The organism is Rheinheimera texasensis (assembly GCF_964031785.1).
Lineage (GTDB): Bacteria > Pseudomonadota > Gammaproteobacteria > Enterobacterales > Alteromonadaceae > Pararheinheimera > Pararheinheimera texasensis_A.
This window is the reverse complement of sequence record NZ_CAXIRE010000021.1, coordinates 836,109-853,525: the sequence shown is the minus strand read 5'-3', so window position 1 is coordinate 853,525 and position 17,417 is coordinate 836,109. Positions and strand designations below refer to the sequence as shown.

At 51.6% G+C, this 17,417-nt stretch carries 13 protein-coding genes and 1 other RNA gene; 7 read left to right on the top strand and 7 right to left on the bottom strand.

Going from position 1 to position 17,417, the window contains the following annotated elements; genetic code table 11:
• Window positions 1-97: 97 nt before the first annotated feature.
• From ABNT34_RS15385 to ABNT34_RS15360, 6 genes are all read right to left on the bottom strand, one after another.
• Entirely contained in the window at window positions 98-1,186 is a 1,089-nt protein-coding gene (locus ABNT34_RS15385; protein ID WP_348733171.1) for a DUF481 domain-containing protein, read from the bottom strand.
• Between the two features lie 276 nt (window positions 1,187-1,462).
• On the bottom strand, window positions 1,463-3,166 hold the full coding sequence (locus ABNT34_RS15380) for a M28 family metallopeptidase (RefSeq protein WP_348733169.1): 1,704 nt from the start codon (window positions 3,164-3,166) through the stop codon (window positions 1,463-1,465).
• Between the two features lie 198 nt (window positions 3,167-3,364).
• Window positions 3,365-4,690 carry a hemolysin family protein gene (locus tag ABNT34_RS15375; protein ID WP_348733167.1) on the bottom strand — a complete coding sequence of 442 codons (1,326 nt, stop codon included), beginning with the start codon at window positions 4,688-4,690 and terminating at the stop codon, window positions 3,365-3,367.
• Window positions 4,691-4,828: 138 nt separating this feature from the next.
• Window positions 4,829-5,488, bottom strand: a complete 660-nt coding sequence (locus ABNT34_RS15370; RefSeq protein ID WP_348733165.1) for a 5-formyltetrahydrofolate cyclo-ligase — start codon at window positions 5,486-5,488, stop codon at window positions 4,829-4,831.
• A gap of 9 nt (window positions 5,489-5,497) precedes the next feature.
• Window positions 5,498-5,680: non-coding RNA, 6S RNA (gene ssrS / locus ABNT34_RS15365), on the bottom strand.
• 36 nt (window positions 5,681-5,716) lie between these two features.
• Window positions 5,717-5,974, bottom strand: coding sequence for a cell division protein ZapA (locus tag ABNT34_RS15360; RefSeq protein WP_051685726.1), 258 nt, complete (start codon window positions 5,972-5,974; stop codon window positions 5,717-5,719).
• A gap of 131 nt (window positions 5,975-6,105) precedes the next feature.
• On the opposite strand from ABNT34_RS15360, the gene ABNT34_RS15355 reads away from it, so the two are divergent.
• The 7 genes from ABNT34_RS15355 to gcvP all read left to right on the top strand — a co-directional run bounded on the left by ABNT34_RS15355 (window position 6,106) and on the right by gcvP (window position 15,499).
• Window positions 6,106-6,687, top strand: coding sequence for a UPF0149 family protein (locus tag ABNT34_RS15355; protein ID WP_348733163.1), 582 nt, complete (start codon window positions 6,106-6,108; stop codon window positions 6,685-6,687).
• Window positions 6,688-6,730: 43 nt separating this feature from the next.
• The gene (gene pepP / locus ABNT34_RS15350; RefSeq protein ID WP_348733161.1) at window positions 6,731-8,071 is read left to right on the top strand and encodes a Xaa-Pro aminopeptidase; all 1,341 of its coding nucleotides are present in this window, start codon (window positions 6,731-6,733) and stop codon (window positions 8,069-8,071) included.
• A 65-nt stretch (window positions 8,072-8,136) separates the two neighbouring features.
• Window positions 8,137-9,498: a 2-octaprenyl-6-methoxyphenyl hydroxylase gene (ubiH, locus tag ABNT34_RS15345; RefSeq protein ID WP_348733159.1), complete on the top strand. Its 1,362-nt coding sequence runs from the start codon at window positions 8,137-8,139 to the stop codon at window positions 9,496-9,498.
• Entirely contained in the window at window positions 9,492-10,736 is a 1,245-nt protein-coding gene (locus ABNT34_RS15340; RefSeq protein ID WP_348733157.1) for an FAD-dependent monooxygenase, read from the top strand. The genes ubiH and ABNT34_RS15340 overlap by 7 nt, the downstream gene beginning before the upstream one ends.
• A 218-nt stretch (window positions 10,737-10,954) precedes the next feature.
• A complete protein-coding gene (gcvT, locus tag ABNT34_RS15335; RefSeq protein ID WP_348733155.1) occupies window positions 10,955-12,034 on the top strand; it encodes a glycine cleavage system aminomethyltransferase GcvT in 1,080 nt (359 codons plus the stop codon).
• Window positions 12,035-12,104: 70 nt separating this feature from the next.
• The gene (gene gcvH, locus ABNT34_RS15330; protein WP_348733153.1) at window positions 12,105-12,494 is read left to right on the top strand and encodes a glycine cleavage system protein GcvH; all 390 of its coding nucleotides are present in this window, start codon (window positions 12,105-12,107) and stop codon (window positions 12,492-12,494) included.
• A 116-nt stretch (window positions 12,495-12,610) separates the two neighbouring features.
• Window positions 12,611-15,499: an aminomethyl-transferring glycine dehydrogenase gene (gene gcvP, locus ABNT34_RS15325; RefSeq protein WP_348733151.1), complete on the top strand. Its 2,889-nt coding sequence runs from the start codon at window positions 12,611-12,613 to the stop codon at window positions 15,497-15,499.
• A gap of 204 nt (window positions 15,500-15,703) precedes the next feature.
• Here the strand turns inward: gcvP and ABNT34_RS15320 are convergent, their stop codons facing one another.
• Entirely contained in the window at window positions 15,704-17,389 is a 1,686-nt protein-coding gene (locus ABNT34_RS15320) for a hypothetical protein (RefSeq protein ID WP_348733149.1), read from the bottom strand.
• Between the last annotated feature and the right edge of the window lie 28 nt (window positions 17,390-17,417).

The window sequence follows — 17,417 nt, the reverse complement described above, 5'->3', positions numbered from 1 at the left end:
ATGAAATGAGGGCTATTCATTTCTATCTGCGATATAGATAAAAGAGATACGTAGTTACAGAGTCGTAAGTCAATTTTCATGATGTTCCAAGTGTATATCAAAAAGCCGCGCCGATGCTGATTTTTTGTTTCGAATCAAATAAATCCAGCGAAGTGCGCGGCAGTTTGGGTAACAGCAGCGTCAGTTCAGTTCTTTCGTAGTGCCAGGACCAACTGATGCGGATCTGGTCAGTCAGTGCATAGCGTAGACCGGTTTCCATCGTCAGTTCGCGGGCAAAATCAAAGATGCTGAGCGGCTGGCTGAGCAGTTCCAGCCAGTTGCCTTCGCTATAGACTTCCAACAAAGTGCCCGGCCATTTGTGGCTGAAATCCCAGGCCAACGATGCGGTGTTGTAACCCAGCGGCGATTCAAATTCCGTCAGCAGCCGAAACGCTTCGTCTTCACGAAAATAGGCTTGTTTGCGCCCCAGCAGCAAAACTAAATCCAGCCGCGTCGGGCCCTGTTGCCACACCGCATAACCTGGGCCTGTGCTTAAATCGACACTTTTATAATCACTGGCGAGGTAGTTGTAGCTGTAGTCGGCATCCAGCCGCCAAAACAGCTGGTTGCTATAGAAATAGTCCAGCCCCGGATTAACCGCATATTTATGCGTTTTACGCGCCGCTTCTTTGGTTTCGTAGTCGTAATGTGCATCAAACTTGCTGCGCCAGTCCCCGCGGCGATACTCAAAACGTTCGGTCAGGCTGTAGTTTTCCGCCCGTTCTTTGCCATTGCGGGTGGCCGCACTTAAATCGAGTTGCAAAGACCACTGTTTTATCGGGGGGGCGGCTGGCGCTAAAGTTTCGGTGGCCTGGGATGTTGCGGCGATTGCGGTCGCTGGGGCGGTGGTTGTTGCCGTAGGGGATTCGGCAGATAGTTCGGATGTTGTTGCGGCAACTGATTTGGCTGCAGGGCTAGCAGCAACGCGCAGCGGGCTTAAAGCCTGCACTTCTTTGCGATTGATTGTGATAGTCCCGGCATAAGCGGTGTGCAGCACAAGCGCAGTCGCTGAACTGCTTTTCACCTCACCGCTGAGTAAATCACCATTTTTCAGCCGCACCTGATAAAGGTTGCTGTTGGCGGCAAATGCCAAAGCGGGCAGTAAACCTGCGCAAATCAAGGCTGTGACTATCAAACTGAAACGCATAGGCCAATCAACCCATTCCCTTGGAAACATGGTGCATCATGCCTTGAAGACGGGGTAAAGGTCAAAGCCAGCATCGGCAGCCGCGGAGTGAGCGATCAAGAGTGAGCGCGGGAGGTGCAAACGAGCGAACATGGTGGTGGCGGTGTTGGCTTTGCCACTCTGTTGTGGTTCAGTCACCCAAAGCAGTTTCAGCAATGATCCTGCTTCAACCAAGCCTCAACCCCAACAAAAAAGCGCCTTGCGGCGCCTTTTTCCAATCAAAACCCAAACCACAACTCACTTCACAGTGTTGTAGTCTTTGCCAAAAATCTTGCCGAAGAACGATTCTTTGTTCCAGGTTGGGCGCGCTGGGGCGTTGGCGATTTCAGTGCCGATGGCGTAGTTGATGTCGGCGAACAGGGCGCCGTAGTCGTAGCGGATGGCGCCGAAGTCTTTGGTGAGGCCGGCGACGTCATCTGTTGGTTTGTGGTAGTGCTTGGCGAAGAATTTGCCCCACACTTCACCGCCTTTTTGTTTCGGGTCGCGTGAGGTGAAACCTGTCATCAGGAATACCGATGGCACACCTTGTTTTACCAGCGTGTAGTGGTCTGAGCGGGTGAAAATTGCCTGGTCTGGCATTGGGTCTGCCGCCAGTTTCACGTCATATAAACCAGCGGCTTTCGCGACTACCGGGCCTAAGCTGGAGTGGTTGGCACCAAAGGCGACGATGTCGGCAAATGGGTATAACAGCACTGGCATGTCGAGATTAACGTTGGCCACCAGCTTGTCGGCCGGGCGGGTTGGGTTATGGGCGAAGTAGTCGGCACCGAGCAGGCCTTTTTCTTCACCTGTGACCGCGACAAATAAAATTGAGCGTTTTGGTTTGACCGGTGCGTTGGCAAACAGACGTGCAGTTTCCAGCATTATGGCGACGCCGGCAGCGTTATCCATCAGGCCGTTGTTGATGCGGTCTTTGCTGCGCATATCTACACCGACGCCAATGTGGTCTGAGTGTGCGGTGACGACTACGTATTCGTTTTTCAGTACCGGATCAGAACCTTCCAGCACTGCGGCGACGTTCGGGCTGCTGATTTGCTGATGTTCAGACTGGCGGCTGAAATTCACTTCACCTGGCAGGACAAAACCTTTTGGCGCTTGTTTTTTCTCCAGCTGCGCGTAGATGTCTTTTAATGACATTGGCGCTTTGGCAAACAGTGCTTCGGCTGGTTTCATATCCAGTGATGCCGAAATTTTCAGCTGTGGATAATCACCTTCTGCGACGCCGTCAGCATGTAACCAGCGGATGCGTGGCTGGTGCAGGAACATCGCGCCTTGCGCGAACGGACGCAGTTTTTCATCTTTTGGCGTGTTGACAGTGATCATACCCACAGCGCCTTTTTCCGCGGCGGTGCGGGCTTTTAATGATGCGATATGCGCGGCTTCTTCGCTTGGCAGCGCTTCAGGGCGACCCGGCAGAATGACCACGACTTTGCCTTTAACGTCTAAACCGGCGTAGTCGTCGATACCAAATTCTTTTGACACCAGGCCATAACCGACAAACACCAGGCCGGCGCTGACATCCACTTTACCTTCATGGCTGCTTGGGCCTGTCATAAATTGTTTAGGGAAAGCGAAATCAGTCGCTTTGCCGTCTACCGTCAGGCTCAGTTTTGGGCTGGATTGCACCAGCTTGCTTTGTTTCATCGGTACCGGCTGCAGGTAACCTTGAGTGCCGGCAGGCTTTAAGCCTAACTGTTGGAAATTACTGGCAATGTAATGGCTGGCAATCAAGTGGCCGTTGCTGCCGGTATCGCGGCCGGCGAGGGCGTCGTCGGCTAAAAACAACATGTGCGCTTCAACACGTTCAGCAATGGCTCGTTGGCTGTTTTCCTGATTAGCGACCGGGGTAACTGCCGCGGCTGCGACTTGCGGCTGGCTGGTTTGCTGGCATGCGCCAAGCGCCAGTGCTGACCCGAGAGTCAGCCAGTGAATTGTTTTCATTTGTGTTCCTGTGAAATGACGACTGACGCGGGGCGTTGTCATCTTGTTATTGAATCAGCTGTTTTTAACAGATCTTGCCGAGGCTAGCATAAAAGCAAACATCCGCCCAAGTGGGCGGATGGCGTGAAATGTTGCGAAATGTTGCTGCTGCGACGAACAGCGCGGAATCAAAGCCAGGTGGCGGTGAGTCAGACGTGGTTAGTCGGCCAACGCGCCCGGCATCTCTTCTTCGGCTACCGGTTCAATACGTTTGGCCAGCACTTTGTCGATGCGTTTGCCGTCCATATCGACAATTTCCAGTAACCAGTCGTCCAGTTCTACTTTGTCGGCGGTTTGCGGAATTTTACCCAGCAGCATCATAATCAGGCCGTTTAACGTCTGATAGCGTTTGCTGTCTTCTTCCGGCAACTTGCTGATACCTAAGCAATCTTTTAAGTCGATGACCGGCAGCAGGCCGTCGAGTAAATAAGATCCGTCGTCGCGCTGCACCACCATCAGGTCCTGCTCGGCAGAGTCGGCCTGATTAAATTCACCGGTCAGCGCGTCCATTAAGTCTTGTAAGGTCACGAGGCCTTTGAGGTCGCCGTATTCGTCGACGACAAACACCATCTGGCTGCCGGAGCTGCGGAAGTGCTCTAACAATTCCATGCCGGTTAAGCTGTCTGGCACAAAGTTACAAGGCTGCGCCAGCTGTTGCAGGTCATTTAAGGTACCAGCCACTGACTGCGCCAGCAGCTGCTTGGCGGAAATAATGCCAATTAATTCATCAGCGTGGCCTTTGCAAATCGGAAAGCGCGAATGCGGCGACTGCATCACGCGTTGCATGTTTTCAGCAAGCGGCAATTCGATGTCGAGAAACACGATGTCTGAACGCGGTACCATTAATGACGAAATGCTGCGCTCGTCCAGGCGAAACACGTTTTTCACCATAGTATGTTCGGTGTGTTCAATGACACCGCTGCTGGAACCTTCCTGCAGCAGCGCCTGAATGTCTTCGTGGGTGACATTGGATTCCTGGCTATGGGCAAAACCAAACACCCGCATCAGGCCGTGGGTAGAGCCAGACAACAACCAGACAAACGGCTTAGTCAGCATCGCAAGCGCCAGCATTGGTTTTGCCATGATGCAGGCGATGGTTTCGGCGCTGATTTGGCCAATGCGTTTTGGCACCAGTTCGCCGACGACGATGGAGACATAAGTCACGACTACAACCACTAATACAGTGGAGAAAATCGAACTGAAGGCTTCTGACAGGCCATAACTTTGCAGCCACATCGAGAACGGGCCAGCCAGCACGGCTTCACCGAAGATACCGTTTAAGATACCAATCGAGGTGATACCAATCTGTACTGTCGATAAAAATTGCGTTGGGTCTTCCGCCAGTTTTAGCGCGATGGCGGCAGAGGAGCGGCCGTTGTGGGCCAGGGCTGTCAGACGTGATTTGCGTGCTGTGACTATGGCGATTTCTGACATAGCAAATAAGCCGTTTAACAAAATCAGACTAACAAGTATGAGGATTTCCATATAAACCATAAGGTGACTGAGGAAAGCCGAGTATATCAAAAACTTGTGTCAGGTATAGGGGCTGTTCAGCGGGATGTCAGGTTTGGGCGCTAAGGACTGGCTAAACTGCGGCAAAATCCAACAGAAATCAGTTGAAGATCAGCGAAAATCCCAGAGTTGCTGTGGCGTCAGCACCAGCGGCAGTGGCACATCCCAGGGTTCGGTGGGAACTGCTGCCACTTGCTGACACTGATGCGCGAGGCCCACTAATAGCGGCTTTTGGCTGGTTTTTGGCAAAGTCGCCAGCGTGCGGTCGTAAAAACCACCGCCCATACCAAGGCGTTTGCCTTGTTCGTCAAAAGCCACCAACGGCATAAAAATAAGGTCAAGTTGCGTTGGTAGCTCGATGGTTGTGACGTCTGGTTTAGGCTCGCGGATACCGAATTTATTCAGCTGCATCGGGGTTAACGCGTCATAACGCTGGAATAACAGATAACCCGGCGTAAAAGGGTGCAGCACCGGTAGATACAGAATTTTGCCTTGCTGCTGCAGGTAAGCAAGCAGCGGTGCGGTGTCGAGTTCACCGTCGTTACTAAGGTACAGCGCAATATGCTGTGCTTGCTGCAAGTCAGGGAATTGTTGTGCTTGTTGCACCAAAGCTGCGGCACATTCTGCCTGGAATTCTGTGCTTAATTGTTGGCGGGCTTTACGCACTTGCTGGCGAATTTGTTTACGCAGTGTTTGTTTGTCAGCGTCGGGCTGAAAGTCAGTAGAGAAACCGGGAGATAACGCGGGATTGGCTTGCTGCAACTTAAGCATACTCCGAAAGTGTTCTCCGAATTGCCGTGACCGGCGTAAGCCCTTGAACCAGAGGTTCAAGGCGGGAAACCAATCAGCACCGCAGGCTTCCCGGTACGGGCCGGGCTTGCACAATAGCGCTGGAGAAGAAACCCTGATGTAAAGAATTATCGGCTCAGGGACATCAGCCAGTCACAAACAACTCAGAGAACGTTGCCAGTATATCACCGGAATCCGGCGAAATAAGCCTTATTCGTCGCTCTTTTTCGCTTCCAGCAACTCATTGCACAAATTTAGCGCAATCATCAGCAACACATCTTCTGCACCGTGTACGCCCGGTTGGTAACGGGTGTTGCTGACGCGGCTTTCCAGTTCAGTCAGCGCCGCCTGCAGTTTTTCTTCCTGGCCGGCCGGGCAGGAAATTTTCATGTGGCGGCCTAATACAGCGATAGTCAGCTGTTTTGGTTTATTCGGATTGGCGGCTGGTTTTTGCGCTTTTGGATACATAATGTCTGCTTTTCTGGTGACTACAGCGGCCGCGGCCACTGTCTGGTTAATAGGTTCAGGGCGGTGCGCGCTTGGCGCTCAGAAAGCCCGGTGTTAGCATAGTGGCATTTACACTGCCTGATGATGCTGTTATGCCTAAACATCCTTTAATGAATTTCGACCTCTGGACCAGCGCTTTAGATCAAAATGCGCTGATGGCGTCGGCAGCCGAGCTGCACGGCCTGATCGCCGGCATGTTAAGTGCCGGTGTCCCGGCGGATGCGAATCAGATTCTACCAGTTTTACACGACTTCTTAAACGACGGGCAAGCGGTCAATGCAGCTTTAAAAAGCCAGATCAGTGAACTCATCGGTGAAACGGCGCGCCAGCTGGCCGACGAAGAGCTGGGGTTTAGTCCGTTGCTGCCAAGCGACGACGACGCGCTGCCGGAGCGTCTGGAGGCTCTAGTTGAATGGTCGCAGGCATTTTTAGTTGGGTTTGCCATTCAGCAAACCGATTTGTCGATTGTCGCCGAAGAAGTGCGCGACGCGGTTGAACAGTTAACCGAAGTCACCCGTATTGATATCTACACGCCGGACGACAGCAGCGAAGCGGAAAACGAAGAGTCGTATTTCCTGGTGCTGGAGCATGTGCGGGTGATGGTGCTGACCTGCTTCTGTGAAGTTGGCCAAAAGTTTGCGGCGACGGAAGTCGCCAGCCAGACGCTGCACTAAATCACTGACAACACCTAAGCAAAACTGCTGATAAGAGGCCCTGATGACGCCGCAACCACAAATTCCGCTGGTGCCTGTTGCTGTGTATGCCAAACGCCGCGCCGCGCTGCTGGCCAGTTTAACCCCTGGCGCTGTGCTGGTGCACTGCGCGGCACCAGAAGTTGTTCGTAGCCGTGATACAGATTATCCCTACCGCCAGGACAGCGACCTGCTGTACCTGACCGGTTTTCCCGAGCCGGAAGCCTGGCTGATTTTAAGTAAAGATACCGACGGCGCTTGCCGCGAATTATTGTTGTGCCGGCCGAAAGACGAGCTGGCCGAAGTCTGGCAAGGGCGGCGTTTTGGTCCGGCAGTGACTGCGCAGCAATTTGGTTTACCGGCTTTGTGCAACGATGTGCTGGAGCAGGAGCTGCTGCAGGCGCTCAATGGCAAACAGACGCTGGTGTTTGCGCAGGGCGCTTATGCCGAACTGGACGAGAAGATTTTCCAGACGCTGCAAACTTTACGCACTTATCCCAAACGCGGTTACAGCGCGCCGGTGCATATTCAGGATTTGCGCCCGCTCACTGCTGAACTGCGTTTATTTAAAGACGAACACGAAATTGCGCTGATGCGCGAGGCCGGCCGTATCAGTGCCGGTGCGCATAAACGCGCCATGCAAATAACCGCGCCCGGTGTATTTGAATATCAGCTTGAAGCCGAAATTCGCCATTTCTGCGCCATGCACGGTGCGCGGCAGCAGGCGTACAACACTATTGTTGGTGGTGGTGAAAACGGCTGTATTTTGCATTACACCGACAATAATGATGCGCTCAAAGACGGTGATTTAGTGCTGATTGACGCCGGCGGCGAACTGGCCGGTTATGCTGCCGATATCACCCGTACTTTTCCGGTGAATGGCAAATTCAGCGCCGATCAGGCGGCTTTGTATCAAGTGGTGTTAGACGCGCAATATGCCGCCTGCGCTGCAGTCAAACCTGGCAACAGCACACGCGATACAGTTGCTGCCGCTCTTGCTGAACTGACGCGTGGTTTACGTGATTTAGGCATTTTGCACGGCGACCTGCCGACTTTAATCGCCGAACAAGCCTGTAAAAAGTATTTTATTCATGGCCTTGGCCACTGGCTTGGCCTTGATGTGCATGATGTCGGTGCATACAAAGTTGCGGACATAGAGCGGCCGTTTGAACCTGGCATGGTGCTGACGATTGAGCCAGGCTTGTATATTCCGACCGGCTCAGATTGTGACCCGCGCTGGTGGGGCATGGCGGTACGAATTGAAGATGATTTGTTGGTGATCAAAGACGGCCACCTGAATCTGACCGACACTGTGCCCAAAACCATCGCTGAGATTGAAGCTTTAATGGCCGGCCGGTCGTTTTAACCGCGGCGCCTAAAGCAATAAAAGCGCAGCCATCAAAGCACAGCAGCCAAAGCACAGGAGCAGGTGTGAGTTCAGCCCAAAGCACGGCACCCAATACCAATAACGACCACAACTTTGATCTGGTGATCGCCGGCGGTGGTATGACCGGCGCTATGCTGGCGCTGCAAATCAGCCGGCAGTTGCCGTCTTTTCGCATTGCGATCATTGAACAACAGCCAGAACAACAGATCGCCGGACAACAAAGCGCAGATACCACAGCCCAACATACCAGCAGCTTTGACAGCCGCAGCATTGCGCTGTCTGCCGGCAGCGTGACCTTGCTGGCAGAGTGGGGCATTTGGCCGGAACTCAAATCACATGCCTGCGCCATCGAACATATTCAGGTGTCGGACCGTGGCCACTTTGGCAAAAGCCGGTTGACGGCAAGCGAGTTTGGCCGCAGCGCTTTGGGTTATGTCATTGAAATTGAATGGATTGGCCGATTGCTGTATCAGCAGTTACAACAAGTGCCGGCTTCGCAGCTGGTCTGGTTCAGACCGGACCAAATCAGCGCTATCCACACAGAACGTGACTGCCAACATCTGCAATTACAAAGCGGTGCCGAGCTTAGCTGCCGTTTGTTAGTGCTGTGCGAAGGCGGCGATTCACCCAGCCGCATGCTGGCTGGTGTTGATAGCGTGCAACATGATTATCAGCAAAGCGCGCTGATCGCCAATATCGCAGTCTCTGCGCCGCATCAAGGCAAAGCTTTTGAACGTTTCACCACAGATGGCCCGCTGGCGCTTTTGCCACTCACGCAGCAGCGTTATTCGCTGGTCTGGACTTGTCAGCCTGAGCAGACAGTAGCGCTGAAGGCATTGCCGGACAATGAGTTTATCGCAGCGCTACAACAGGCATTTGGTTATAGCGCCGGGGTTTTTAACGGCGTCGGCAACCGCGTAGTGTATCCGCTGAAACTAAAAACCGCCGCCAAAGCCGCCGACCACCGGCTGGTGCTGTGCGGTAACAGCCTGCATAACTTACATCCCATTGCTGGCCAGGGCTTTAATCTGGCGCTGCGCGATTTAGACGCGCTGTTGCAGCTATTGGCTCTTCAACCAAATGACGCCGGCGCTTATGGCTTAACCCGGCAATATCAGCAATTGCGTTGCGCCGACATGGCGCAGGTGGTCGGTTTTACCGACAGTCTGGTGCGGTTATTTTCCAATGACAGTAAGTTGCTGGCACTAGGCCGCAGTATTGGCCTCAGTGTGTTAAACCAGTGCGATGTGTTAAAGCAGCCTTTTGCCGCACTGACGATGGGGCTGTCACCACTCGCCAGCCAAAAACAACAAATCACGCAGCAGCAAATCATGCCTCAGCAAGCGGCCCCTGATGTGGCCTCTCAAGTGGCAACAGGCGCCGCTAACGGACATTCATCATGTTAGATACCGATATTCTGATCACCGGCGCCGGCAGTGCAGGCCTGACTTTGGCCTTACTCCTTGCCAAAAATTGCCCGGATTTACCAATCACAGTGCTGGAGCAAGGCCCGGCACCTGTTGCAGGACCGGCACAGCTCAACCGCGTCAGCGCGCTGAATCTGGCATCACAGCGCGTGCTGGCTAGTCTTGGCGTCTGGCAGCTGTTAACTGCCAAACCGGCTTATCAGCAGATGCAGGTGTGGGAAGCGGACAGCTTTGCCCGCATTGAATTTGCCACCTCAGATTTAGGCGCGCTCGATGCGGCTGTTATGCGTAAAGAGGCAGCACTCGGCTGGATAGTCGACAACGAAGAGCTACGCACGTGCTTGTATCAACGTGCACTGCAATTTCCAAATATCCAGTGGAAGTTTGATGCGCGCATCACACAAATCAGCGCCAGTGAGCGGCAGAACCTGCTGACGCTCGCTGACGGCAGCGCCTATATCAGCAAGTTGTTAGTTGGCGCCGACGGCGCCAATTCAATGGTACGCGAGCAGTTAAAAATGCCATTGGCATTTTGGGATTACGATCATCACGGTTTAGTCGCAGTAGTGCGCACCAGCGAGCCGCATCAGGCCACTGCGCGTCAGGTGTTTTTACCAACCGGGCCTTTGGCGTTGTTGCCGCTGGCCGACCCGCATTTAGTGTCTATTGTCTGGAGTGTGGCGCCGGAACGTGCGGCGGAGCTGATTGCTCTGCCTGCCGAACAATTTAATCAGGCGCTGACGGCGGCCAGTCAGTCGGTGCTCGGTGTGCTTGCGGTACAAAGCGAGCGGCGCAGTTATCCACTGAAAATGCGTTATGCCAGCCAATGGCTGAAACACAATGCGGTGCTGGTCGCCGATGCGGCCCACACCATTCATCCGCTCGCCGGGCAGGGCATGAACCTCGGTCTGATGGATGTTTGCGCATTAGCAGAACTAATAGTACAAAATATCAACACTGGTCGAACCTGTAATGAGCCGCGCATGCTGCGGCAGTACGAACGCTGGCGAAAAGCTGAGGCGCAACAGATGATTGCGTTGATGGAAGCCTTTAAACGCGGCTTTATGTTGCAGCATCCATTGGCCAAGCTGGTACGAGCTGTTGGCATGGCGGCCACTAACCAGCTGGCGCCGGTGAAGCGGCAACTGCTGGCGGCGGCGCTGGGTAATCAGGGTGATTTGCCAGCTGTGGCGCGGCCTGGCGTCATCTCGCTGTAATGTTGAACGCAGAGGGCGGTCATAGCGCCTGTTTTCGGATTATTAAATCTAATCGAAAAGGGGCTATTTGAGGCGAAACCCATCGGTTATAATCCGGGCCATCTTTTGGTGGCCAGTCGGTGATAGCGGCATCCGCCCGACTGACTGTGTCACTTTCTGCCCTTACAGGTTTAATACCTAGACAGCCGGCTATGTACCGGCACCAGAGGAAAGTACTGATGGCTCAACAAACTGTGTTATACGCAAAACATCTTGAAGCTGGCGCAAAAGTAGTCGATTTCCACGGCTGGGACATGCCGCTGCACTACGGTTCACAGATTGAAGAGCACCACGCTGTGCGTCAGGACGCCGGCATGTTCGACGTGTCACACATGACCATCGTTGACCTCAAAGGCACCCGCACCCGCGAATTCCTGCGTTTCTTATTGGCCAATGACGTGGCCAAACTCACCGTCTCCGGTAAAGCCTTATACAGCGGTATGCTGAATGAAGCCGGTGGTGTCATCGACGACCTGATCGTTTATTTCCTGACCGAAGATTTCTTCCGCTTAGTGGTGAACTCTGCCACCCGCGAAAAAGACTTAGCCTGGATCAACGCGCAAGCCAAAGCCTTTGACGTCAGCGTCACAGAGCGTCCCGAGTTTGCGATGATCGCCGTACAAGGCCCGAACGCAAAAGCCAAAGTCGCTACTATTCTGACTGCTGAACAACAAGCTGCTGTGGCTGGCATGAAACCATTTTTTGGTGTGCAGGCCGGTGATTTATTTATCGCCACCACGGGTTACACCGGTGAAGACGGCTACGAAATTTCTGTACCAGAAGCTAAAGCCGCTGATTTTTGGCAACAACTGTTAGATGCAGGCGTAAAACCAGCTGGTTTAGGCGCACGCGACACGCTGCGTTTAGAAGCCGGTATGAACCTGTATGGCCAGGATATGGACGAAACCGTATCACCACTGGCGGCCAACATGGGCTGGACTATCGCCTGGGAACCAAGCGACCGTAACTTCATCGGCCGTGCAGCGCTTGAGCAACAAAAAGCTGCCGGCACTGCCAAGCTGGTAGGTCTGGTGATGGAACAAAAAGGTGTGTTACGTCATGGTCAGCGCGTGGTGGTTGAAGGTGGCGAAGGTGAAATCACTTCTGGTACTTTCTCACCAACCTTAGGTTATTCTATTGCGATGGCGCGGGTCCCGGCATCGACCGGCGACACGGCTGAAGTGGATATCCGTGGTAAATTAGTACCAGTGAAAGTGGTGAAGCCGTCTTTTGTCCGCATGGGCAAAAAAGTCGTCTAAACTGGCTTTTGCAGATTTTTTACACAAATACTCAATAAAAAACGTCGAGTTAGGTCCGAGGAATTAATAAATGAGCAATATCCCTACCGAATTAAAATATGCAACTTCTCACGAGTGGCTGCGCAGTGAAGGCAACGGTGTGTACACCGTAGGTATTACTGAGCACGCTCAGGACCTGCTGGGTGACATGGTGTTTGTTGAGCTGCCGGAAGTAGGCGACTCTGTTGGCCAGGGCGACGACGTTGCAGTCGCTGAATCTGTCAAAGCGGCTTCTGACATCTACGCACCAATCGCCGGTGAAATCGTTGCAGTCAACGACGCACTGACCGATTCACCAGAGCTGGTCAACAGCGCACCATACACCGACGGCTGGATGTTCAAAATCAAAGCGTCTGACGAGAGCGAAGTAGCTGGCCTGTTAGACGCCGCAGGTTACAAAAACGCCATCGACGAAGAATAAGCAAGGCCCAGTGCCAGCGCCGCAAAGCCCCGTTTTACGGGGCTTTGATTTAGCGGCCCGGCCTTTTTCTGTACCCGAATTTATCGCTTTTTAGTTCACAACCAGGAATCTCAGGCATGACCACTTCAGTCAAAACCCTGTCGCAACTTGCGAATCATCAAGAATTTATCGCCCGCCACATTGGTCCGGACGCTGAACAGACCCAGGCCATGCTGGCCGAACTCGGTGTCAGCAGCGTCGAAGAGCTGATCGCGCAGACAGTGCCAGCCGGCATCCGTCTGACCACGCCTTTAGCGACAGGCGAAGCTGTTAACGAAGTGGAAGCTCTGGCTTACTTAAAAGCGGTTGCCAGCAAAAACAAAATCTTCAAATCTTACATCGGTATGGGTTACCACCCAACGCACACGCCAAACGTGATTTTGCGTAACGTGCTGGAAAACCCGGGCTGGTACACCGCGTACACGCCATACCAGCCAGAAATTGCCCAGGGCCGTTTAGAAGCACTGCTGAATTTCCAGCAAGTGTCGTTAGATTTAACCGGTATGGATCTGGCATCAGCCTCGCTGCTGGACGAAGCCACAGCCGCTGCTGAAGCGATGGCACTGGCCAAACGCGTCACCAAAAACAAATCCAACACTTATTTCATCGCCGACGACGTGCACCCGCAAACCATAGACGTCGTGCGTACCCGTGCCGAGATGTTTGGTTTTGACACTATCGTAGGCAAAGCTGCTGACGCCGTGAACCACGACGTATTTGGTGCCTTAATCCAATACCCGTCAACGACAGGTGAAGTACGTAACGACGCACAGTTAATCGCTGATTTAAAAGCGAAAAAAGCTGTGGTTGCGGTCGCAACTGACCCAATGGCGCTGCTGCTGTTAAAATCTCCGGGTGAATTAGGCGCAGATGTGGTGTTAGGTTCAGCCCAGCGTTTTGGTGTGCCAATGGCCTTCGGTGGCCCACACTCAGCGTTCTTCGCCACCCGCGATGATTACAAACGTTCGATGCCAGGCCGCATCATCGGTGTGTCCAAAGACCGCCGTGGTAATCAGGCGCTGCGCATGGCCATGCAAACCCGTGAGCAACACATCCGCCGCGAAAAAGCCAACTCCAACATCTGTACTGCACAAGTGTTACTGGCCAACATGGCGTCGTTCTACTGCGTGTACCACGGCCCGGTTGGCCTGAAAAACATCGCTGAGCGTATTCACCGCTCTGCTGACGTATTCGCCGCTGGTTTAACGGCCAAAGGCGTTGCGCTGAAGCACAACAGCTGGTTCGACACTGTGACGTTCAGCGTGGCCAACCGTGCTGAAGTCATCGCCCGTGCTGAAGCCGCTGGTGTGAACTTCCGTACTGATTTAGCCGACACTTTAGGCGTCAGCTTCAACGAAGCCACCACAGCTGCAGATATCGCTGAGCTGTTTGATATAGTCTTGGGCAAAGGCCATGGCTTAGATGTAGCAGCACTGGACGCCGCTATTATTGCCAAAGGCTCCAACTCAATTCCGGCTGATTTAGTCCGTACATCCAAGTATTTAACGCACCCGGTCTTTAACCAGTATCACAGCGAAACTGAGATGCTGCGTTATATCAAAAAGCTGGAAAACAAAGACTTAGCACTGAACCACTCAATGATTTCATTAGGTTCTTGCACGATGAAGTTAAACGCCACTGCCGAAATGATCCCGGTGACCTGGCCAGAATTTGGCGCATTGCACCCGTTCGTGCCAAAAAATCAGGCTGAAGGTTATTACCAGATGATTGGCGAACTGGCCGACTGGCTGGTCAACATCACCGGCTACGACCAAATGTCGATGCAGCCAAACTCAGGCGCGCAAGGCGAATACGCCGGTATGATTGCCATTCGCAAATATCACGAAAGCCGTGGCGAAGGTCACCGCAACATCTGTTTAATTCCGGTGTCTGCACACGGGACTAACCCGGCAACTGCGGCTATGGCAAGCTTCGAAGTGGTGCTGGTCGACTGTGACAAGTCAGGCAACATCGATATGGCCGATTTAAAAGCCAAAGCTGAAGCTGTGTCTGACCGTTTAGCGGCCATCATGGTGACTTACCCGTCTACGCACGGTGTATTTGAAGAATCCATTCGTGAGCTGTGTGACATCATCCACGCGCATGGCGGCCAGGTTTACATGGACGGCGCCAACATGAACGCGCAGGTTGGCGTGACAGCACCAGGCTTTATCGGTGCGGACGTATCGCACTTAAACCTGCACAAAACCTTCTGTATTCCACACGGCGGTGGCGGCCCGGGCATGGGTCCAATCGGTGTGAAGAAACAGCTGGCGGCATTCCTGCCAAACCACGCTGTGGTGAAAATCGAAGACACCGGCGCAAACAATGGCGCAGTATCTGCGGCACCATTCGGTAGCGCCGGCATTCTGCCAATCAGCTGGATGTACATCAAAATGATGGGCGGCGATGGCTTACGTCAGGCAACCGAAATGGCGATCCTGAACGCGAACTACATGGCTGCCAAACTCGACCCGATGTTCCCGGTACTGTACAAAGGCACCAACGGCCGCGTCGCGCACGAATGTATTATCGACATGCGTCCACTGAAAGAAGCCACTGGCGTCACCGAAATGGATATCGCCAAGCGTCTGATGGACTACGGTTTCCACGCACCAACGATGTCATTCCCGGTAGCTGGTACGCTGATGATTGAACCAACCGAATCAGAATCCAAAGCTGAGCTGGACAAGTTCATCGAAGCGATGACCTCTATCCGCGCTGAAATTGCCAAAGTCGAAGCCGGCGAGTGGACCGCGGACAACAGCCCGCTGCACTTCGCGCCGCACACCATGGCCGACATTTTCGACGCCGGCTGGGACCGCGCTTACGACCGTCAATACGCGGCTTTCCCAACGCAGTACGTTGCCGACAACAAGTTCTGGCCAACAGTGACGCGCATCGACGACGTCTACGGCGACCGGAATCTGATGTGTGCTTGTCCTAGCCCGGAAGATTACCGGTAATTAAAATTTTTGAGGTAAAACTCTGAAATTGATTGGAAAACCCGCCATTTGGCGGGTTTTTTACTCTCCATGTGTGCCAATTTGCAGGTGTAAGGTTTAATCCGCAATTATTTTTTATCGTAGGTTGAATAAACTAAACACCCAAATTGTATTTCTAATTTGTAACTAGTAAACTCTCGATTATTAAATTATTGGTTATGCAAATTATCTAATTAATGCGTTAAGTTCGTCTTTATAAGGAACTATAGGTGAATAGAGCCTATGAAACGCTTTTCCTATAGCACCAGAAAAAAGTCTTAGAGTTGGATTTTTTGAGCCACCTTGAAGTATATGTGTTACCGCTATACCCGGATATGGATCTATATATACTATGTCCGTTATGCCAAGTTGATAGGCCTTTTTAGCGCATAGTTCGCATGGGCTAGCCGTAGTAAATAATATGCCTCCTTCAATCGACGCCAATCCATATTTAGCAATCTGAAGGAATGCGTTTTCTTCAGCATGCAATGAACGAGTGTGTACTTGATTTTTTTCATTTTTATATGAGTTGTATTCAGATTTGAAGCAAAAAGATTTATTTCTACCGTTTAACGCAGAGTTACTAAATTGTTCTGTACTTAATTTAAAATGTGCGATGTATTTTTCATCGGTACGTTCAAATTCGCTATATGCTTGAGAATCAACGCCGCCAAGTAAATCGTCGCGATTTCGAAGATTGCACGGTACTTGACCGAACGGAGCATCATTCCAACCTACTGACCGGACTGAATAATTCTTATCAGTAACCACAGCGCCAACTTGTCTAGAAATGCAACCTGAATTTAGTTTGGCTGTGTATGCCATTTGCATACATCGCTCGATTCCGCTAGGTGTAACAATACCAGGGTGTCTGATCAGTGAAACAAAACGGATCAGTTGATTTGCCAGATTTTGATATTTATTTACTACAGAATTTTCATCGTGGTTGCTAATATATAAATCAGCACGCTGAAGACATGAGGGAATATCTTGTACTGAATAGAAGTCTTCTTCATTGAGATCTCGAGCTGTATATTCTGCTTTGTCGAGTTGTTCTATAGCTGACTCAGAATATTTAAGTTTTCTAAGTCGCCCGATCCGCTCTGCTTCGGGCGCCGAAACTGCAATCAGATAGAAAGATGCGTACCTATCCTGGAAGTAAATAGCTTCAAGTGGGCTCCTTATTGCATCAATTACAATAAATGTACTTTTCCCTTTTTCGGTTTGTTCCGAATGAATTTCTTTAACAATTGAGTCTATTTTTTCCGCTAACGTGAAAAACTTCCCTTCATGGAGACCTGGTTGGAATGGTTCGCCAGATAGTCTAATATTCTTTCCTACTTCTTGGTAAAGTTGTACGAAACTACTTTCACCAATTAAATCTTTAATTTTTTGACACTGAGAAGGAAGTGTATCAGTATAAAATTCAGTTTTGCTCTTTTCGTCACCCGTAGATATTTTAATATATAAATCTCGAAGATCTTTAAGTAGGGCTGCGAACTCTCCTTTCTTTGATACCTCTTGGAATATATGTTTTAGTTTATCCAAAACTTGATCTACTTCGTATTCTAAGAGAAATGTGGTTATTACTGATCTCACTTGAACGAGAAGGAATGGTTCCCATTTTGAATTAAAGTGATTTAGTATTATTTTTTCTTTTCTTTTTTCGTTTGATTCAGGCATGTTTCCGCTATATAAGCTATGGACTATAAAATTTTTTTCGGTCGTAAGTATCTTAGCTGCCGTACTGCATCCACTTCCTGTCCTTCCGGTTAGTCCCAGTAAAATGAAATCATCACCATTGCCATAAATCTTTTCTATTGCCGACTTAAGATATTTGTTGTTATTTACCGATGAATCGTTTTTTTTCATTGTTTTTCTCTATCAAACGTTAAAAGTG